Source organism: Coprococcus hominis (ex Arizal et al. 2022), assembly GCF_040094675.1.
GTDB lineage: Bacteria > Bacillota > Clostridia > Lachnospirales > Lachnospiraceae > Coprococcus_C > Coprococcus_C hominis.
Genome location: NZ_JBBNHG010000012.1, coordinates 1 through 21,254, shown reverse-complemented (window position 1 = coordinate 21,254; position 21,254 = coordinate 1). Strand labels below are relative to the sequence as shown.

General features: G+C 45.5%; 19 protein-coding genes and 2 pseudogenes. All 21 read right to left on the bottom strand.

Translation table 11 applies throughout. The features are described 5' to 3' along the window. Positions 1-59: 59 nt before the first annotated feature. The gene (locus AAAT93_RS00415; protein ID WP_021985875.1) at positions 60-815 is read right to left on the bottom strand and encodes a helix-turn-helix domain-containing protein; all 756 of its coding nucleotides are present in this window, start codon (positions 813-815) and stop codon (positions 60-62) included. Between the two features lie 169 nt (positions 816-984). Next, the gene (locus AAAT93_RS00410) at positions 985-1,716 is read right to left on the bottom strand and encodes a response regulator transcription factor (protein ID WP_117781442.1); all 732 of its coding nucleotides are present in this window, start codon (positions 1,714-1,716) and stop codon (positions 985-987) included. Further along, entirely contained in the window at positions 1,713-2,051 is a 339-nt protein-coding gene (locus AAAT93_RS00405) for a sensor histidine kinase (protein WP_227573054.1), read from the bottom strand. Before AAAT93_RS00405 ends, AAAT93_RS00410 begins: the two co-directional genes overlap by 4 nt. Beyond that, positions 2,018-3,874: a recombinase family protein gene (locus tag AAAT93_RS00400; RefSeq protein ID WP_001820670.1), complete on the bottom strand. Its 1,857-nt coding sequence runs from the start codon at positions 3,872-3,874 to the stop codon at positions 2,018-2,020. Before AAAT93_RS00400 ends, AAAT93_RS00405 begins: the two co-directional genes overlap by 34 nt. A gap of 54 nt (positions 3,875-3,928) precedes the next feature. Continuing rightward, on the bottom strand, positions 3,929-4,120 hold the full coding sequence (locus AAAT93_RS00395) for a hypothetical protein (protein ID WP_001820669.1): 192 nt from the start codon (positions 4,118-4,120) through the stop codon (positions 3,929-3,931). A 71-nt stretch (positions 4,121-4,191) separates the two neighbouring features. After that, positions 4,192-4,422, bottom strand: a complete 231-nt coding sequence (locus AAAT93_RS00390; RefSeq protein ID WP_001206986.1) for a YdbC family protein — start codon at positions 4,420-4,422, stop codon at positions 4,192-4,194. 45 nt (positions 4,423-4,467) lie between these two features. Beyond that, positions 4,468-5,322 carry a ParB/RepB/Spo0J family partition protein gene (locus tag AAAT93_RS00385; protein WP_227573053.1) on the bottom strand — a complete coding sequence of 285 codons (855 nt, stop codon included), beginning with the start codon at positions 5,320-5,322 and terminating at the stop codon, positions 4,468-4,470. 8 nt (positions 5,323-5,330) lie between these two features. Continuing rightward, positions 5,331-6,296: a MobV family relaxase gene (gene mobV, locus AAAT93_RS00380; RefSeq protein WP_001820668.1), complete on the bottom strand. Its 966-nt coding sequence runs from the start codon at positions 6,294-6,296 to the stop codon at positions 5,331-5,333. A 517-nt stretch (positions 6,297-6,813) separates the two neighbouring features. Then, positions 6,814-7,846 (bottom strand): annotated as a pseudogene (locus AAAT93_RS00375) (AAA family ATPase). Positions 7,847-8,000: 154 nt separating this feature from the next. Further along, a pseudogene (locus AAAT93_RS00370) lies at positions 8,001-8,475 on the bottom strand (RNA polymerase sigma factor). Between the two features lie 83 nt (positions 8,476-8,558). Further along, positions 8,559-8,984 (bottom strand): sigma-70 family RNA polymerase sigma factor, encoded by a 426-nt coding sequence (locus tag AAAT93_RS00365; protein WP_000323895.1) that lies wholly within the window; start codon positions 8,982-8,984, stop codon positions 8,559-8,561. A 94-nt stretch (positions 8,985-9,078) separates the two neighbouring features. After that, positions 9,079-9,588, bottom strand: coding sequence for a sigma-70 family RNA polymerase sigma factor (locus AAAT93_RS00360; RefSeq protein ID WP_105116765.1), 510 nt, complete (start codon positions 9,586-9,588; stop codon positions 9,079-9,081). Positions 9,589-10,078: 490 nt separating this feature from the next. Further along, the gene (locus AAAT93_RS00355; protein WP_004614788.1) at positions 10,079-10,249 is read right to left on the bottom strand and encodes a cysteine-rich KTR domain-containing protein; all 171 of its coding nucleotides are present in this window, start codon (positions 10,247-10,249) and stop codon (positions 10,079-10,081) included. Between the two features lie 54 nt (positions 10,250-10,303). Beyond that, positions 10,304-12,223: a tetracycline resistance ribosomal protection protein Tet(O) gene (gene tet(O), locus AAAT93_RS00350; protein ID WP_109215033.1), complete on the bottom strand. Its 1,920-nt coding sequence runs from the start codon at positions 12,221-12,223 to the stop codon at positions 10,304-10,306. 366 nt (positions 12,224-12,589) lie between these two features. After that, positions 12,590-12,964, bottom strand: coding sequence for a TnpV protein (locus tag AAAT93_RS00345; RefSeq protein ID WP_001129922.1), 375 nt, complete (start codon positions 12,962-12,964; stop codon positions 12,590-12,592). Between the two features lie 51 nt (positions 12,965-13,015). Next, on the bottom strand, positions 13,016-13,348 hold the full coding sequence (locus AAAT93_RS13620; protein ID WP_420315036.1) for a sensor histidine kinase: 333 nt from the start codon (positions 13,346-13,348) through the stop codon (positions 13,016-13,018). Positions 13,349-14,401: 1,053 nt separating this feature from the next. After that, on the bottom strand, positions 14,402-14,524 hold the full coding sequence (locus tag AAAT93_RS00335) for a hypothetical protein (RefSeq protein ID WP_021985878.1): 123 nt from the start codon (positions 14,522-14,524) through the stop codon (positions 14,402-14,404). 30 nt (positions 14,525-14,554) lie between these two features. Next, entirely contained in the window at positions 14,555-15,988 is a 1,434-nt protein-coding gene (locus tag AAAT93_RS00330; RefSeq protein WP_118373520.1) for a phospholipase D family protein, read from the bottom strand. Between the two features lie 3 nt (positions 15,989-15,991). After that, positions 15,992-17,755 (bottom strand): threonine--tRNA ligase, encoded by a 1,764-nt coding sequence (gene thrS / locus AAAT93_RS00325; protein ID WP_227573051.1) that lies wholly within the window; start codon positions 17,753-17,755, stop codon positions 15,992-15,994. A gap of 675 nt (positions 17,756-18,430) precedes the next feature. Beyond that, complete coding sequence (locus AAAT93_RS00320; protein ID WP_227573050.1) at positions 18,431-20,218, bottom strand: sensor histidine kinase; 1,788 nt, start codon at positions 20,216-20,218, stop codon at positions 18,431-18,433. 89 nt (positions 20,219-20,307) lie between these two features. Then, on the bottom strand, positions 20,308-20,985 hold the full coding sequence (locus AAAT93_RS00315; RefSeq protein ID WP_118373523.1) for a response regulator transcription factor: 678 nt from the start codon (positions 20,983-20,985) through the stop codon (positions 20,308-20,310). Positions 20,986-21,254 lie beyond the last annotated feature (269 nt).

The window sequence follows — 21,254 nt, the reverse complement described above, 5'->3', positions numbered from 1 at the left end:
CATCTTATTGATTTTGTCTGTTATTCATTTATTCTTTCTGAATTATTTGTACATTTTTACTAATTCTGTTTTAATTCCCACTCCGTGCGGAAACACCTCCTACGATAGCGGTTCGGCGTCTCTCCAACCCGTTTTTGAAATGTCTGAATAAAATGGCTCTCATTTGAAAAACCAAGATAATAGGTTATTTCTCCAATTGAATATTCCGAAAAACGAAGCAGATTCTTTGCCTTGTCAATTTTCAGGTTCAAAATATACTGACTGAACGAGATTCCCATTTCTTTTTTAAACAATCTTGAAAGATAGCTTTCAGATAATCTGAGATATTCAGCCACTTCACGAATTGTAATCCGGTAATGAGTATGACTGTAAATATAATCCAGACATAAAACCACCTGCTTGGAAAGTACCTGACTGTTTTTTATTTCATGCATATGTTTACAAAAATCCAGACACATCACATCATGCAGCTTCGATATCTGTTCGATTGTCTTGCATTTATCCATCTCCAAAATATAGAAATCACTTAAATTATATGCTTTTTCCTGTTCCAGCCCTTCGTGCACACAAAAACGTGTAATAAGCGCTACGGTTACAACATAATGATATCGGATATTGCGAAGCGCATCCGTAGACAACACGCCCATGCCCTCCGGGTTTGTAAATGCCTGTTCGTTACAATTTTCCTGAACTAATTCTATTTCGCCATTTGCAATTGCTGAATAGAAATCCAGTTCACATTCGATTCCACGATGTACCTCCAGCATCTCATGACTGACAAATTCACTCCGATGCCATTTTTTTGTTAAATCCATATATCAGACTCCCTATCGATATGCATTTCCTATCTTTATATCAATTGTCTTTTATCTGCACCCATTTGTCAATCTTATTTTATCGTGAACTGGTAAGTTATAAGAAAGTGCACCTTTCATCCACGCCTTATAACTTATCGGTTCCATACTGAATCTTATACTGAAGCTCCTACAAAAAATCTCTGCGATACTGCGACGGTGTACTGCCCTCCGTCTTCTTGAATACCTTGGTAAACACCCGGTAATCGGCATAGCCGCACCGCTCAGAAATCTCCGCAATGGATAACTGTGTCGAGACGAGCAGCTTCTTCGCACGCTCCATACGGATTGTCGTCAGATAAGCAAGGAAATTCACACCGATCTCATTCTTGAAGAGCTGGCTGATATACTGTGCGCTCAGATGAAATGTTTCCGCGAGAACATTCAAGCTGATCTCTTCTGCCAGATGCTCCTGCATATACCGTACAATTCCAACAATCGTTGACGCTTCACTGCCGGGTGTCACATTCTTCGTCTGTTTCTCGAATATCGATATCTTCAAATGATCGATCGTGTTCCCGAATTCTTCATAGTCGACCGGTTTCAGGATGTAGTCCGTGATCTGCAGCCGCAATGCTTCCCTGCAATAAGAAAAATCATCGTATCCCGATACAACGATGAATGCCATATCCGGGTATTTCAGGCGGCTGGTCTGGATGACCTTCAGGCCGTTCATAATCGGGATGTTGATATCCATGATCACGATATCCGGTACCATGCTGTCGATTACCCCAAGCGCCTCGACGCCATCCGCTGCCTCGCCCACGACTTCACAGTCATGTGCGCCCCAGTCAAATAATTTCTTGAATCCCTCACGTATCATAATCTCGTCGTCGACTAATACGACGCGTAATTTCCTCATGATGCTTCCTCCTTATTTATCGGCAATAGCAACCGCGCTGTCACACCTCCCGCGCTGTTTTCCTCATAGGATAGTCCATATTTTCTGCCGCACAGATATTTGATCCGCTTCTGCACATTCAGGATCCCGATACTGTTTCCATCCAGCTTCGCCTCCTGCTTGTTGTAGTGCAGTAACATCTTGTCAATCTGCGCTTTCATACCCTCTTCAAATCCGCTGCCACTGTCTTTGATGCAGATCTCCATATCTGCGCCTGCGCGTTTTACGGATATCTCGATTTCGCCCCGGTATCCGCGGTTCTTCAGTCGGTCATTTTTTGCGGACAGTTCATACATGCTATCCTTTTCTGTTCTCTGCTCCTGCGTTTGCTCTCGTTTGATTTCTCCCTCCGTATCTTCTTGGCACAAGCAGGACAATACCTTGATGCACCAGAGCCCGGGACATATTCAACGCCGCACACCGTACAATTTTTAGCGGGCATTGCTGCCCACCGTTTTGTAGGTATGATATGTAATTCATCGACAAAGCCGATGAATTTATAGTAAATCTTGATTTCCTGCTTCACTGTTCCGTCTGCCATCTTCTCACGCTCCGAAACAAGTATCTTGTCTATGAGTGCGTTTATAACTGTTGCATCCAGTTCTTTTAAGCCTTGATAATTTCGGATAAGGGCGAGGAAGTCACGGATTCCCCGTGATTTCTCGTAGCTTTCATTAAGAGTTTCCGTCACCTCTTTCAGCCTTGCTTCAATTTCAAGCTGCTCTTTCTGGTATTTCCCCGACATCATCTCAAAATTCCGCTCGGTAATACGCTCCATGACCTTATCCTCGTAGAGAGAGGAAAACAGCCTGTCCAGTTCCGCAAGGCGTTTGTTCAGCTTCTTACGTTCTTTCTCTAATGCTTTCGCCCTGCTCTGGTCTGTTTCCGTGAGCCGCTTTTCTATGGCCCTGACCGCCTTTTCATCATTCACTGCCATATCCGCAAAACAGTTGATGTCGGCAAGAACGGCATTGAATAAATCCCTTGCTTCTATATTGTGGGCACTACACTCGCTTCTTCCGTTTCTTGCATAATTATTACATGAATACTGTACACAGTCGATAATCTCTGGGCGTTTCCTCCTGTGTACGTTCATTGCCCGCAGAGCACATCCGCAGTCCACACACTTGATAACGCCTGCAAAAATATTTACAAATCCTCCCTTGTTCTGTGGAAGCCTACGACTTGTAATAAGCTGTTGGACAATATCAAATTCCTCCTGCGTGACTATTCCCTCATGGGTATTGGGTATCACTTCCCATTCTTCGGGCAGCTTAGAGGGGCGTTTCTTGCTTTTCATATTGGCGGCAATCCGTTTGTAGCCTACAAGATTTCCCGCATATATCGGGCTTCTTAAAATGCTCCTCACGCTGTTCCCACTCCAAATATAGCGTTTGTCCTCGTTCCCCTCAAAATGACGTTCAAAGCCTGTTTCGCCACGCTCCGCCGCATAAGCGGCAGGGCGTAGGATATGCTGTTTATTAAGATGTCTGCAAATTTTGGCAACTCCATTCCCTTTTAATGCAAGGTCGAATATCTCTTTTACAACATGTGCCACTTTATCATCTATCAGCAGATGGTTGTGGTCGGCAGGGTCTTTGATATAGCCATAAGGGGCGGTAGTTCCCATGAATTTCCCCTGTTGAAACCTCGCCCGATATGCCGATTTTATCTTAACAGATATGTCAGCGGCATACATTTCGTTTAAAATGTTGCGGAAAGGCGTGATGTCCATAGCAGATTTATTCAAGGTATCTACGCCGTCATTGACCGCTATATACCTCACGTTATGCTCTGGGAAGAAAACTTCCAGATATAACCCACAATCAAGATAGTTTCTCCCCAGACGGGATAAATCTTTCGTAATCACGCAGTTTATCAGACCGCTTTCAATGTCTTTTATCATATTCTGGAAACTTGGTCTTTGGAAATTTGTACCAGAATAACCATCGTCCACATACGTTTTTGCTATGTGCCATCCCTGCTTTTTCACATAATCCGTGAGGATGGATTTCTGTGTCGCAATGCTCGCACTCTCGTTATCCGTACCATCGTCTTTAGATAAGCGGCAATAAATGCCGACTAAATAGATTTTCTTTTCTTCTTTGATTCCTGCCATACTGTAAAACCTCCGTATCTGTCCTATCTGTTTTCATGTCCCATTGCGTACATTCTAAGCGGACAGCCCCTCATTGTCGAAGGTGTCGCCCTCGGCAATCTTCTTCCGAATATCCTCGGAGATAATCGGGACAAACGCTTCTGTAACGGTCTGTGTGCCGACATATTCACGGCTGATTATCATCTGCACTGGTGCTTTTGGCACGATACGCTTTCTCTTTTTATCTGCTTTCTTATCCTCGCCCATACTTAAATCTTCCTTTCCAGACAGGGCAGGGAAGAGTTTGGAAATGTCCCCGCCCTGCCAATCAGATACCATTAATCCTCGCTGTTTAATTCTTTCTGTAATGCTTTAAGGAGTGCCGCCGCTTCATCAGCGTTCAGCGTGATTCCCTTGCCGCACTTTTCACGGTTCGGGGAAAAGCTGCGGATGTCATACTTCGGCTCTTTCCCATTCCATGAAATGAGATTGATTTCCTTTGTGTAGCCACTGTCGCCCGTAGACAATACTGCGATTTCCTTTACGATTTCATACTGGATTTCTCTCATTCTCCATACCTCAACTCTCTGTATTTACTTCCCGAAAAAAGAAGATTAGCGGCTGTCACGGTTGCGTTTCCTCTGCAACTCACGCTCCAAAAGTTTGATGATGGTTTCCTCCATCTGCTTCGGCGTTGTGTTCTTCGGAAAGTATTTTTTCAGCTTGCTTGTGTTGATTTTCAAGGTTTCTTTCTGGTTGCCCTTTTCCTCCGTCATAATCGCAAATATCGTATCCATGTCAAGCCGCCCGCTCTGTCTTAACTGTTTCATCCGCTGTGCCTGTGAGAGTGAGGGCGTTGCTTCTTCGCTCTCCATCGTGGCAAAGAGGTTTTCCTGCTCGTCTTTCTTCAAGAAGGACAGTTCCACCGCAGGCGTGAGGGCGATTTTCCCCTCGTCCACCATCTGCAAAATCGGCGGTATCAGTTCCGTCAGGCGGATAAAACGCTGCACGGTCATCCTGCCCACGCCGAAGCCCTGTGCCACCTTGTCGTCCGTCCGCAACTTCGTCACAACTTGTGACGAGGTTAAGTCTGTGCGGAAACCCTGCCGCTTCATGGCTTCGGATTTCATCTTGTAAGCAAACGCCCGCTCCGATGGCAGGATATTCTCACGCTGCAAATTGCTGTCTACAAGGGTGATGATGGCTCGGTCACGGTCTAAGGGCAGGACAAACGCAGGCACGGTATTTATCCCTGCAAGTTCAGAAGCACGGACACGCCGCTGTCCTGCAATCACTTCATAACCGTCCCCGTCCTCTTTCGGGCGTGTGATTATCGGCGTGACAATGCCAAATTCCTTGATGCTTTCCGCTAACTCTGACAGTGTTTCATCTTCTGCCACATGAAACGGATTGTCGGGGAACGGGTACAAGTCTTTGGTCTTTAACACCTTAAAATCCTGTTTCTTCATTCACATATCTACCTTTCTTTCGCTCTGCTTCTATGATTTTTCTGCAATTCTTCCAACACTTCGGGCGGTATTTTTGACAGCAGCCGCCCCATCTGCTCGTTGGTTCTCTGCAATTCAAATATCTTCTGATTCGCTTTCTGCACCTTTAGTTCCTGCTCGTACTTTTCATCACGCATACGCCCCGCATAGTCTGATTCCTGCCCAATTCTCTCTTTCAAACTGTCGATATACGCCTGCTGTTTCCCGATTTCCTTAGAGAATTTCTCCACGTCTGGCAGCCATGCAGAGAGTAAATCTAACGCTTTATCCCTTTTCTTCCCTGCGTTAAAGGCGTTGATGTCGGATAGGGCAGACACGATTTCTTCATACTGTTTATCAAGCCTGCCGCCTAATTTATAGAGCCATGTGGGGACGTGTTTCCGCTTGGTTTCCATTGAGGACTGCCCCCGTTCAAGCTGATTCCACCGTGAGGACATCCGCTCATGGTAGGCGGTCTGCCACTCGGATAATGATTTCTGGTTGCCTAAGATAGCTTTCGCTGACAGCTTATTGTCTGGCGTAATCGGCACAAAGCAGAGGTGCATATGGGGCGTTCTCTCGTCCATATGGACGACAGCGGAGAGGATATTCTGCTTTCCAACACGCTCCGAAATGAAGTCAAGAGCCGTCTGGAAATACGCTTTTTGTTCTTCGGGCGGTAACTGGTTCATAAATTCTGGTGAAGCTGTGATGAGCGTTTCCACCATCATCACGCTGTCTTTCCTTGTCCTGCACCCCGCTTCGGCTACCATGCGGTTAATCTCTTTCTTGTAGGTGTACTTTGGTGGTGCTATGAGATGGTAATTGTTTTTAGAGCGTTCCATATCTATATCTGGGTTGCTTTTGTAGGCTTCTTTCTTCCGCTCGTTGTGGCGTTCACAAGCCGCAACGCCGCCCGCTTTTCGTTTCTGGAAACGCAGGATTGCATAAGGCATAGGCGGATTCCTCCTTTCTTTCGGCGGGTGACCGTCCTTTGGGGTGACAGCGGTGACGGTGGTGACAGCAGTTTTGGGATACCCCCTGCCGACTGCCGCAACTGTCACCCTCACCCCCTGCATGACGGTCATGTCGATGATGACGGTGTTTTTGGGATACCCCCCTCGCAAGAGCCGTCACCGTCATGCCGCCATTCTTTTATCCGAAGCCGTAAGGCGTAGGATAGCAGGGCACAGCCCTGCCTTAAGGGAGTCCAGAGGGAACGTCTGGCACACGACTTTGCAGGGCAAAGTGTAGTGTGTTACACCCTGTAAACGCAGTCGGAAAAATCGGAATGATTTTTCTGACCGCAGGGGTGGTTTTACACGACCGAAAAGGGCGAGTAAATCTCACGCCTGCATTTTGCGTTTACGGGGTGTTCTCCCGTAGGGATGACAGCGGCAGGGTATCCTAAAATCACTGTCACCACCGTCACTGCTGTCACCCGCAGGGCAGAGCCGCCAGCTTTACATGGCTTTAAGCGTCAATGACAGTAACAGGGGGGTATCCTAATATCGCTGTCACCACCATCACCGCTGTCACCCGCCCTCCTTGCAAGGGCAATCCGCCTGCCGTCTTTCCTGCGGCTGTACTGGTAGCAGATACGGTTCTCGCTTAAAAATGTGGTGCGGTATTCATTCAGCCATTTCGTAATCACCGTGGGTATGGTTTCCGTTTCCCCCATAGCGGCTAACAGTTCCGTTGCCGTGCCTATCCATTCTTCCTTATCCCTCATAAAATCCACCAACCGAAAAAGGACATCTGGTATCGTTTCTTTCGCAAGCTGCTCCTGCGTTTTCCGCTCCACAAGCTCCCAACGGCAATCACGGAAACGCAGCGTGTATTCCTGATAAGGCGTGTCCCTGCCCGTCACATACAGCTTGGCGGTGTCAGACGCACGTTTCTCCTTTTCCAGAACAAAGGTAGCGTCCGCACTCCCCGTTAATCCTGTCGTCCCAGACACCTTGTTGAACACGTCGCTGTCATTCTGCTTTCGGATGTGGTGTACGACAATGACCGCCAGAGAGTGCCTGTCGGCAAAGTCTTTGATGAGGGAGATGTCCCCATAGTCGCTTGCATAGGCATTGTCTTTTGAAGCTGTACGGACTTTCTGCAAGGTATCAATGACAATGAGCCTGCTGTCTGGGTAATCTTTCAGATAATCTTCAAGCTGCACGATAAGACCGTCTGACAGCTTGCAGCTTGCCACGGCAAAGTGGAGCCGCCCGCTTGCTTCGTCCGTCAAACGAAATAACCTGTCCTGTATGCGGCAGAACGTGTCCTCAAGGCAGAGGTAAAGCACATCGCCCTCCATTGTCGGCATATCCCATAAAGGGATTCCCTGCGACACGCATAAGCATAGCTTCAGCATGAGCCAGCTTTTGCCTATCTTCTGTGAGCCGCAGAACAGCGATAAGCCTGTCGGGATAAGGCTGTCCACCACAAAGGATGGTTTCTCAAGCGGTTCATAAAGGAGCGTTTCGGCGTTGACTGTCTGTAACTTCTGCATGGCTTTCCTCCTTTCGGGCGGTGTCTTTGTTTTCGTTGCACATAGGCGTTGACCTCCTTAAAAATAGATTTACTCCCACGGAAAAAAGTGAGAGTATGTAATGCCGCCAATCCCACACAAATAAAAAACAGATTTCTTTTTCGGGCGGTGTCGGTCACGGTTGGAGATATTTCTTCAATTTCCGCCTTTACTTTCTCCTTTGCAATCGCAACAGATTTCTGTATTGCCGAAGCGGTGCAATGCTCCATAGCGGCGATTTGGTAAAAATTGAACTCATACTCGTAGTAGAGCAGGAAACGCCGCCTTTGTATCTCTGGAAGGCTCCCAACCGCCTTATAGAGCGTTTCATTCCGTTCTTCCTCAACCATGCGTTCATCAAGGCTCTTAGGCACACGCAACGCCCGTCTGTAAAGGGTTTCGTCCCATACCTCGTTAAACTCCCTGTGCCGCTCGTCCCATTAGAAAAGATTCCTGTTCCTGCGCTCCATCTGCCGAAACTCCATAAAGAACTGTTCCGACACTTCCAACTCGTGGGATTTGCCCTGCCCGTCCTTAAAGCTGATAAAATACCTTGTGCCGCTTTCCGTGGATTCCTCCCGAAGCGTGTATGCCTTAACCCTGTATGCCATCCTGTTGTCCTCCTGCAAAAAATGAGTGAGGGGATTTCCATCCCTCACCCAGTAGCCCGCAGGATGGCAGGCTGTTTTAGAAGCTATAAAATTTTCCGCAGCTTCTTCCGCAGATGGTCTAACCTCGCATAGATGGCACCAGTCGTCAAATGCACAAGCGGGGCAATCTCCTTTGTGGAATACCCCTGCATTTTCAGCAGGACGATTTTCAAGGTACGCCCGTCCACCGTGACTAATACTTGATAGAGATTTTCGCTCTCAATCTCTTCCAGTAACTCCGCAACCGTACCCACTTCCGCCTGCCGCTCCCTGCCTGCCATGTCCTCAAGATATTCCGCAACGTCATTCGTCCATCGGTAAAACCGCCTGTTGGAATTGAAGTCTGCCCTGTCCGCCATGCGTATCTGCTCAATGGTCGCTTCATCAACGCCGCACTCACGCAGCAGCTTTTCCTCCGCTTCTTTCCAGATACGCCATTTCCTGTCCTCCCGTCCGTGGTTGTATGCCATTCTTACTTCCTCCAATCAGAATTGATTGAGAGGGCAGAGAAAAGCCCCCTCATCTTCCCAAAGGAAAAAACAAGGGGGCTGAACGCCTTAAATTTTAATTTTCTATTATCTTTCTTAGTTTTATTAGGATTCTGGCTTTGCGTTTGTTTACAACGCTCTGGGTTATGCCCAACCTCGCCCCGACTTCACGCTCGGAAAGTCCGTCAAAAAAGATTGCCTGTATCAGCTCCTGTTCACTATCCGACAGCAAAGGCAGGGCGGCTTTCAGCCTGTCCACCATGACCGCATTGACAACGGTTTCTGCAATGTCCACCGCTTCATCAGTGATAAAGTCCAGAGGATTCCCCTCGCTGTCCGTAAATCCGTCGAGAGATAGCAGTCTATTCTTTGTATCTAATTTTTGCAGATAACGCCACCGTTCCTTGTCACGGTAGAAGTCTGTGTATTGCTCCCTCACGACTTCAAGCAGACAGCCTTGAATGGGGATAAACAGCTTGTCCATATAGGTCTGGTCGGATTCCCTGCAACGGCAGAACTCCGTGTAGGATAATTCCACATAGCCGCCACTTTCTCTGATATATACCTTTCTTGGTGCATATTTCACCATAAATACCTCCCATCTGAATTTTTGAAATGTAAAAAATCCAGATGGAGAGGCGGAGAACGACACCGCATATCAGAAACAGCCCTACGGCACTTTCCAACAAAAATCGACAAAAGAAAAACCGCAAAGGCTCTGTGACCTTTACGGTTATAGGAAATAGTAATTCTATTGTATGGAGATTGTACTTCTACTTTCAAGGTGAGAAGTACCGTTGCACTGGCAGAAATTTTTTTAACTGGTTTCCTGCCGTTCTCTGATATGCTATGTATTGATAAATTTTGCTTCGTATGAGCAGATAGATAACTGCCCGAAAAAAGGACATAAAAAAATCCCTCCAAATTTAAAAACAAATTCAGAGGGTAATTTAGGGTATAACAAAATAACCCACCCGAATATCGTTTTTTTTATTTGGTGAGTTTGTTCTTTCAAATACGAAACAAAAAGAGCCGATGATTCGTGAATTGTTCCACAATTTCATCGGCTCTGCGTCTTAAGCGTCTGGCTCTTTGATGACAGTTATCTTCAAGTTGTCAACTTTAATCAATCTTTCTTGTCTGCATTTTGGACAATAAAGGGGATAATTCTCCAAAACAGTGTCCTTCCTAATTTTATTACGGGTTTTGCTCCCACAAACAGGACACAATATCCATTCGCATTTCATCATAATTAGTCTCTAATCCTTTCAAATCTCATTTTATATGACTTTTGCAAGCTGTTAAGCTAACTTGTGGAACATATGCCGAACCTTATCTATACGGCTATTCGGGCGGCGGGGTTGGCAAATAAATTTACCAATAGCTGGCTGGTATCCTTTTAACTCTGTCAAGCAGACTCCCTGCCCATTTGTGAAATAAGTTAAATCGTTCCTGTATTCTTGAATACATCTAGCAGGGATTTCTCCTTTCAGAATGACCTCGTCATTCTTTATCTGAGTACTTACAATATCTGCACAATACCTTGGAGCATCATGATACGCCCGTGAGAGATATTCCTGCGGTGCATAAATTTCAAAGTGGAGATATGGCTCTAATAGTTCTGTCCCTGCTTTTTTTAAAGCCTGCTCCAATACGATAGGGGAAAGCAGCCGAAAGTCTGCGGGGGTACTTACAGGACTATAATACAATCCATATTCAAAACAGATTTTACAGTCTGTCACTTTCCATCCATACAGCCCCTGCTCGCAGCCATAAAGAACCCCCTCCATAACCGCATTTTGGAACGATTGATTTAAATATCCAAGTGAAACTCTGCTTTCATACTGCACTCCGCTTCCAATAGGGAGCGGCTCTATGGACAACCCGACAGAAGCCCAGAAAGGATTTGGCGGGACTTCTATGTGGATGGTATATTCTGCTTTTCTAAGCGGTCTTTCCATATATATAACAGTAGGCTCTTTTATTTCTGCCTCCACATGATATTTTTCCTCAAGGATGGCACAAATGACTTCCATCTGCACATTCCCCAAAAAAGATAACATAATCTCATGGGTAACAGTATCAATGTCAAAATGCAAAAGAGGGTCTGTATCAGCAATCTCTGCGAGGGCATTTAACAGGGCTTCCCTTTGCTCCGGCTTTTGCGGCTCTACCGTTGTCCGAAGTAATGGCATGGGATTATCAATCCGTGTTTTGTGAGGCAGGAGTTTTTCATTTCCCAGGATATCGTTCAGTTTCAAAGTATCATCAGCTAAAATAACAATTTCTCCCGGACAGGCATGGTCAGCCGGGACGATTTCACCGTTTGTCGGAACACACATCTCTGTGATTTTTATTTTCTCTTTTTCAGATATTCTAATAACATCCCTCAAATGCAATGTTCCGCTATATATACGCACATAAACAAAACGCCGCCTTTTCTCTGAATATTCAATCTTAAAAACCTGCCCGCATAGTTCAGATTGACCTTCAGGCGTTGATGAATAAAATTTACTGGCAATTACTTCTATAAGCTGCCGAATCCCCAGATTGTTTTTAGCGCTTCCGTGATAAACGGGAAATAACGTTCCGTTTTGGAATCTCCTGTTTTCTTCCTGTTCCAGTTCTGACATTTTAAACGGTTTCCCTGACATATATTTCTCTAATAGTTCATCGTTTCCCATAATTACCGCATCCCACTGTTCCATATCGTCATTGTCCGTTACATTTATATGGGGATGCTGCCCAACCTTTTGCTTCACTATAATTTCCGAAGAAAGCTTTGCTTTCATTTCCCGATATACCATTGGCAAATCAATCCCCTCTTGGTCAATTTTATTGATGAAAAAAATTGTCGGAATCTTCATTATCTGTAGTGCATGAAACAGTATACGGGTCTGTGCCTGTATGCCATCCTTTGCAGAAACTAATAATACTGCTCCGTCTAATACGGATAAAGAACGGTATACTTCCGCCAAAAAATCCATATGGCCTGGCGTATCTATAATGTTGACTTTTACATCCTCCCACTGAAAAGATGTCACTGCTGTCTGGATAGTGATTCCCCTTTGACGCTCCAAATTCATTGTATCTGTCCTTGTTGTGCCTTCATCTACGCTCCCTAGTTCTGCAATTGCACCACTGGTATACAATAAACTTTCCGTTAATGTTGTCTTTCCTGCGTCAACGTGAGCCAGAATGCCTAAGTTAATTATTTTCATGTGATTTTCCTCCTATCAACACCCAAAAAAGGGCATAAAAATACCCAGTGATAAATACTCCTATCACTGGGTAAATAACTCCAATAGCCCCAAAACACTTATATGTTTTCGGGCATATAAAATTACATGATAAAAGTATTCTTAAACTGGGTACAAAAAACTAAGCCCCATATTAAAAGTGAAACGGGACTGCTACTTTTTGTTCCCACTATCAAATTGACAGTTTATTTAAGAATACCTTGCCGCATATTTATTAACTCCTTGTATAATACTGAATCTAATTATATTCCTTAACCCTTTATTTGTCAAGCTGACAAACTAAAGCAGAAAAAGCGGCAGGATTTCCCCCTGCCACTAATCATCTGTTTATGCAAAAATAATTTCCTTTTCCACAATCTCCCTCGCACAAGCCCTTATGTTATTGAGGCATCCTGTCCATTCTAAGGCGTTTTCTGCCTTTAGCTGTTCCGTTATGCCCTGTGCCTGTTTCATACCCTCTATGAGCCTTTCAAAGCGTTCCTGTGCCTGTCTGTTGATGTCGGCAAGGTAGGCGTTTAGCCTGCCGCTTGTAAGAAGATTGGTGTATGTAACTTTACGGTACTGTTTTAGATAATCTAAATGCCGTTGCCCCCAGATGCCTATTGCCTGTTCTTCTTCGGCGGGTACAGTTAAGCACGGTATCAAATAATCCCCTTGCCTTTCGTATTTGCCGCCCAGTTCCTCAAATAATGATTTTGCCATTGTCTGTTACCTCCACATTCTTTTTTATTTTGAATGTCCGCAAAATCCGTCCTACATCATTCCATGCAGCAGACTGTTCTCCACCAGCGGCTGTAAGATAAAGTTCGGTACCTGCACTGCCCCTAAGTCCGGATCGATATCATAATCGCAGAAGAGCTCCGGATACCGGTAGCACATCAGCTCCATATATGCTTCCACAAGTTCGAGCTCATCATCAAGCGTGACCATCGAACGGTCGACCTTGACGCTCAGCCGGAAGAAATCCACAAGCCGCATCAGAAGCTTTGCAACCTTCTTATCCCCGTCCAACTCCGCCTGAATTCGAATCGTATCAAGCGTATTATACAAGAAATGCGGATTCACCTGACTTTTCAGATAGAGCATCGACATCTTCTGTTCCGTAAGCTCCGCACGCAGCGCATCCGGATTCTCCAAGGTCAGATAGAATGCGAGCGTCATAAGCGTGATTCCCATTCCACTGATCAGCCATGTATGGTGCAATCCCTGCAGGAAGCAGATTGTGAACTCAAATATAAGTGCCATTCCGATGGCGAATTTCTTCTTATTGTCCATCCGCTTCCAGTTTGCAAGCAGCAGCCATGAACAAAGTATAAGATACACCGCCACACTGACATAGCTTACATATGCATAAAGTCCCGCCGAATAATTTCCATCCGGTGTCTCGGTGTAAGTAATCGGGAGTATCATCGCCCCGACTTCTGAAATCACAAGAAATATCCGTGCCGGCAGATCCAGTGTCCGCTTCTTCCCGGTCTCTTCTTCCACCAGTATCGCAATATACTGATAGAAAAAGAACAGAACTAACGCCATCGTACCGACAAACAGCCGGTGTAAAACATCGTTCAGAACAAGCGGTACCTGAGCAAGATGGTTTACCGTATAGATCGTCGCCGCATCGAACATCAGATGCACGATCACCACGATCAAAAGTACCGAAAATGTCTTATGTAACGCGGTCTGTCTCCGCCTCGCCGAGAAATAGATTCCTGCCACAAACGCCAGAATCAATATCAGCGCAATCTCCATTCGAATCATAGATTATTCTCCTTCGCATTTATGCTCATTTACAGGAAAGTCACCGGACACCGCCCGGTGACTTCACACGCATAAACATGTTTCCTGTATCGCACAATTAACTATTATTATTTTTACATATTATTATATCGGATACTAGGGGATTTTTATAGGGGAATGTGTCGATTTTATAGGTGAGTTTTTACTTCCCAATGCAAGGTTATATCCTTGTTCCGCACCTGCACCAAATAGTATAACTTTATCTATATTTGTTTTCCTTCCTCACTTTATATTCTCTATAAGACACAAAAACTCCCTGAAGTTGTTCAAAACCTCAGAGAGTTTTTGCTACTCAACATAGAAAACTATTTCATTCTTTCCCTGTGCAGCTTTTTTCTTATCTCAAATTATTCGTTTCCCTTGTTGTATCTCCTTCAACATTTTATTTGCTTCTGCATCTAATTCAGTAACGGACATTTTCCGATACTGTTCTGGAATTACAAATTCATCATTTTCCATTATCATAATCCATTACCTCCTACAGAATAAAAATCCCTAAAACAAAAACCGCAGCCATCCAAGCAGATACCGTACAACAAATACTCTACGGCGGCGTTTCGGTGTGAGTGCGATTGGCTCCACATGATATGGATTCGCATACTGTCCGTCAGCAAGCACCTGTCGTGCGCCCTGTTCATATTTCATCATGGCTGATTCCAACTGGGCGTTGATCTCCTTGCTTCGAATTACGAGCATCAGTTCTGTGTCCAGATAGACACTGCGCATATCCATATTGAACGAACCGATGATGGATATATCATCGTCGATCAAAATGCTCTTTCCATGATACGAATATCCTCCTTCATACTCCCAGATTGTAACACCGGTACTACTGATCCTGTCCCGGTTTTTCTGGTAATCTGCGGAACCAAACGGGTTGCCGTTATTCGCGACAGAGTTTGTCATAACCGTAAATTCCGGTACATTTGCGGCAACATCCGACCATGTGTCATACATCATGTCATTGCAGATGATGTACGGTGTGTGTATCTTTACACGCTTCTTCGCCTGCTTCATCAGGACGCCCATCTCATACCATGCTGTCGGCTCCTTCGCCCCGGTATGGATTGGATTCGAGATCAACATGATCTTGTCAGTTACAACCGTATCCTTCTCAAAGTCCGTGTCTGTGATTGTATCTTTTTGTGCATCGTAATAAGTGGCAAATGCCGTCTGCACATCTTCCTTCGCCTGCTTGACGGATTTCCGGTCGGCAAGTTTCTCTTTGTCATGGAAATATTTACAATCCTTCTGACTCCAGATCGTCTCAAAATAAACAAGCAACTGGTTCACGGAACTATCTGCCTGCGGATTCTCACAGACGACCAGCACATCTCGGTCGTAATTCTTATGTCCCGGGAATTCACCAAGGAAATAATTGTACGTGTTTCGTCCGCCAAGGATGTATGTTTTCCCATCTGCGATCAGATATTTGTCATGCATCCGCCCCATCATCTCCCAGGGTTTTAACGGATTCGCGCGGTTATACACCTTAATCTCGATATTCGGATGCGACGACATTGCATAGAAATATGCATTTCCTTCCATCGCCGTCCAGCTCTCGAATCCATCCACCAGGATACGGATGTGCACATTCCGCTCCGCTGCCCGAAGCAAAGCGCCCATCATGATCTGTCCGCTGTCATCATCGTGAAATGCGAACGTAGATAAGATGATTTCTTCCTTCGCCTGTTCAATCAGGCGGACACGCTGCAATAACGCATCCCCATTTTCTTCAATGATACATGCGCGTTCTTCAACTGTTGCATCTGTATAGATATCTTCGGGATGCAGGCTCTGCTTCGTCTCTTCCGAGAGCTCCGGCTGCTTCTTGTATGCAGCAAATATTCCAATCATTTCATATAGCAGAATGACCACGATTGCGCCAACGACGCAACCGATCACTCTAAGCACTCGATGTTTCCTCATTGATTATCTGTTTTTCGCCTTTGTCTTGATCTCTTCCTCAATCTTCGCAACAAATTCATCCAGACCAACAACAGTTGTATCTGCCTGACCATGCAATCTGTAAGATACGGTGTTATTTTCAACCTCGTTGAAGCCAAGAACCAGAAGATATGGAACCTTCTCCACCTGACCTTCACGCATACGGTAGCCAAGCTTCTCTGCTCTGTCGTCTAATTCTACACGGACATTCTTCGCATCCAGCGCATCCACAACCTTGTGTGCGTATGCCATCAGTTCTTCGTTGTCTGTCTTAACCGGCATAATCTTTACCTGAACCGGTGCTAACCATGTTGGAAGGTTACCCTTTGTCTCCTCCAGAATGTATGCCATGAAACGATCCAGCGAACCAAGGATTGCTCTGTGCAATACAACCGGTGTCTTCTTCTCGCCATCTTTGTCAATATAAGTAAGCTGAAACTTCGCAGGCAGACAGAAGTCAAGCTGACAGGTAGAAAGTGTATATTCATTTCCGACAGCCGGCTTTACATTTACATCAAGCTTCGGTCCGTAGAATGCTGCCTCGCCGATTTCCTCTGTATACTCGATGCCAAGGTCATTCAATACCTTACGAAGTGCATCCTCGGCTGTGTTCCACATCTCATCATCATCGTGGTATTTTACCTTGTTCTCCGGATCACGCAGAGACAGCACGCAACGATAATCTGTGATACCGAAATCCTTGTATGTGCTGAAGATCAGGTCTACAACCTTTGAGAACTCATCCTCGATCTGCTCCGGTGTCACGAACAAATGCGCATCGTTCTGACAGAAATGTCTGCCTCGCTCGATACCCTTCAAAGTACCACTCGCCTCGAAACGGAAGTCATGTGCGATCTCACCAATACGGATTGGGAGGTCTTTATAAGAATGCATACGGTTTGCATAAATCATCATATGATGTGGACAGTTCATTGGACGAAGAACGAAAGACTCACCCTCTACGTCCATGGCCGGGAACATGTTTTCCTTGTAGTGATCCCAGTGACCGGATGTCTTGTACAGATTCACCGTACCAACACATGGTGTCATAACGTGCAGGTAGCCAAGCTTACGCTCCTTATCCTTGATGTAGTTCTCCAGCTCCTGCCAGATCGTATACCCCTTCGGAAGGAACATCGGAAGTCCACGTCCAACGAGATCGTCTACCATGAACAGCTGCATATCCTTACCGATCTTTCTGTGGTCTCTCTCCTTTGCCTCTTCGAGAAGCTTCAGATGTGCCTCCAGCTCTTCTGCTGTTGGGAAGCAGACACCGTAAATTCTCTGCAATACCTTATTGTTGTTGTCGCCCTTCCAGTAAGCGCCTGAGTGACGGAGCAGCTTGAAGTTACGGCAGAGCTTTACATTGTCTACGTGAGGACCACGGCAGAGGTCTGTAAAGTCGCCCTGCTCATAGCAGGAAATTGTTCCATCTTCCAAATTGGAGATCAGATCCAACTTGTACTCATCATCCTTGAACATCTCCAGAGCCTCTTCCTTGGAAATCTCCTTACGGATGATCTTCTTGCCTGACTTTGCAACCTTCTTCATTTCCTTCTCGATGGCTGCGATATCCTCATCACGGATTACATCATCGCCAAGGTCTACATCATAGTAGAAGCCTTCTGCAACGACTGGTCCTACCCAGAACTTTGCCTGTGGGTACAGGTGCTTGATTGCCTGCGCCATCAGATGGGCACAGGAGTGGTTCAATGTTTTTAACTGTTCGTCTTCTTTGAAATTTACCATTTTCGTTCTCCTTTTTTATTTCTATCATTTGCCAAACATTCACATTCTACATCCATATATTTCGATAATAATTCATTCCATATACGATGTATTGAAACCAAGAAGTTCTAAGATGTTCTGATGCACTTATTCATATCGTACGTAACCGCCGCCAATTCGCCATCCATGGCTCAGTGGCGGCTTGTTTGAACATCGTGTTCAAACATTACTGATATTCTACAGAACATCAAGAACTTCTAGATTTCAAACATATTGTATATTTCATGAATGATTACCGAAATATATGCTTGCACATTTGTAATTTTGTTTGTCAAATGATTAATGATTAAATTACCAACAAAAAAACACCTTGAGATACAATGCCTTAACCTTGTACCTAAGGGTGCTTTCACACGGTTCCACCTTAGTGTTTCACTTCATTTGGCTTTAACGCATGCCTTACGGTGACGCTTCAACAACCGGTCATCCGGTCATCTTCTACGCACAGCTCGGGAATGGTTTTCATACATTTCTTCCATAAACGGCTTCCAGCATCTGTCGTTCTCTCTGGATGGTGCCCATGCACTACTCTTTCCGTCAACGCTTTTTCCTATATACATGGGTATTATACCACAGGATTTTTGTTTGACAACCCGATTTTTGAAATAAATTATGGAAACCTTTTAATAGGGGGTATCATATTTTAATTTCTACGCAAAACATTTCTTCTTCCACCTTCAAATGAAGCTTACCGCCGTGCAGCTTCACGATCTCATGCACAATGGAAAGCCCCAGTCCATGTCCGCCTGTCCGTTTCCGGTCTTCCTCCTTGGCATATGGTTTTAGAAGCTTCTTCGCGTCCTCTGTCGTAAGCGTTCCCGTGTAAGTATTCCGGATCTGGTATATGCCATTTCCAATGTTGATTTCAATCTGTCCGTCTTCTTCTCCGTGCAGGATGGCATTTTGCAGCAGATTATCGATCATCTGCCGGAGCATCGCCTCATTTCCACGCATCTGCCCCTCGCCTGTCACGGAAATATGCTGTCCCTGTGCCTCCGCAAGCTCCTTATATTTTCCGATCAATGCATCCGTCTGTGCGCGCATATCGACCTCTGTCTTTCTGCCAACCCTGCCTGTCTGGCTGAGCTTCGAGAATCCAAGCGACTGCTCGATCATACGATTCATGTCCGCGATATTCTTAAGCATCTCCTCCGCATAATATTCCCGTTTCTCCGTATGTACATTTTCTTTCAGATTCTCAGCCATACCGGATAATATCATCAGCGGACTTTTCAGATCATGCGCCATTGCATTCGTGAGATTCCGCTGATAATCTTCAAGCTCGTACCTTGCCTTAAGCCGCACGTAGGTAAACCGCGACCATAGGAAGCTGATAAGCAGGATTGCAAGGGACAGGCAGATTACGAACTTCTGTACAAAGCCACGATTTGCCTGAAGGAAATCATAGTTATATGCCAGCACAACCGTGTATTCCGGATTCCCATTATTCAGATCACTCACTTCTATCACATTATATCGCGCACGTGTCTTTGCGAAGTATCCCCGCTCTGCTGTCACACCGGCACCTTTTAACTGTTTGTCATCCTTGTAATCATCATACACATCATATGCAAACTGCAGAAGTTCCGAAATCTCCGCCGACCGCATTCCAAGAACCGGGTACCAGCGTGTTCCCTCTCTCGTCCATCTGTCATAGGTCTCCTGTACCATTTTCATGCCTTCTACATGTTCCGGTGTAAAATCATAGGTTTTTACCACTTTCCCTTGCTCTAAACAAGAAATGGTACTGAAATAAAACTGTCGTTTCTCTTCATCTACATATAGATCTCCGAATTCCATTCGTTCTCCATTTTCGATGTCGCCATAGATAAAATAGTCGTTATAATCCTGAAGGAATTCATCCGACAGTTCCTGTGCACATGTATAATACGACTGGTATAGATTTATCGTATGGTTTTTCTCGTCTCCTACCGGCTCATACCGGTCACAGTACAGATAAAACCGTGGATTGCTGTCGGTTAGGAGTTCTCCATTTTCATTATAGATCGCCGCTGCCGCTGCAGATACGCCATACGCGCCCATCAATCTGCTCGGAATCATACGGTACATATACGCGCCCATCTGATCATCGAACTCTTTTCCGGGTCTCATTCCCATCGCAGTCAGTTCTTCATACCGCCTCTCAATGTAAGTCTGTATGATTTCCTGACTTTGATTCATTTCAAATTCCGCGTTATCCTCCGTATCCTGCACCACGGTCCTAAAATACCATGCACCACCCATTCCAAGAATCAGAAACACAAGGACAAACCGCTCCAGCCACACCTGCCAGAACTTCTTCCGTTTCAGATACCAGTGATTCTTCCGGCTTTGCCGCGCATCTCTTCGCTGCCCACGCTTTTGCCTGCGGATTGCACGCCTTTTTCTATTTGCTTCAAAATCCGGTAAGATTGTAAACTTCATATGCATCCCTCCACCTTCTTATCTGCGCCTGTTTTGCCTGAACACACATCAGATAAAATACCAACTATAATTTTTCTGTTTTCACATGGCTACGCATCCGATATTTTATAGCCCCTGCCTACCACCGTCTGAATCCGCTTTCCTTCCTCGCCAAGCGCACTCCGCAGCTTCTTGATCTGGTTATCCACCACACGGTCGATACCCATGTAATCATATCCCCAGATGTGGTTTAGAAGAGCGTCCCGCGACCACACGATATTTTTATGCTCCATCAGGAATCGCAGGATCTCATACTGCTTGTTCTGCAGCTGTACTTCCCGCTCCTTCACAAATACCTGACAGCTCTGCTTGTCCATCCGGATCGCGCCGCAGGTAATCGTCTCTTTCTGGTTCTCCTGTTTTGTCCGCCGCAGGATGGCAAGTATCTTCGCATACAGTGTTGCCAGCGAAAATGGTTTCACGATATAATCATCGCAGCCAAGTCCATAGCCCCAAAGTATATCTTCCTCGCTTCCTTTCGCAGTCAGGAATACGATTGGAACCATATCTTTTTTCCGTATCATCCGGCAAAGTGTGAATCCGTCGATATCCGGAAGCATCACGTCGAGCAGGATCAGGTCAAATGTCCGGCGTTCGAGTGCGCCCTCGCAGGCTCTTCCGTCCTCGGCGAGTGTCAGGCGCAGCGTGTCTTTTCCTTTCTCATCCATGTAATCTGCGATGACTTCCCGGATGGATTTGTCGTCCTCCACTAACAGAATCTGGTACATACTGTTCTCCCCTTTACTTCGTGGTGAAACTGGTTAGCATTCTATATATAGATCCAGATTGATTCATACGATATACAATGTATTGAAGCTAAGAAGTTCTATATGTTCTGATCTACATTTTGTAATATACGCCACCGCCGCACGGGAATCGCCCACTCGCTTTGCTCGTTGGCAGGTTGTCGGGCGCATCCTAAATAGGAATCTGCGATTCCTATGCGCCCTCCGCTCGCCATCCATGGCTCAGTGGCGGCTTGTTTGAACATCGTGTT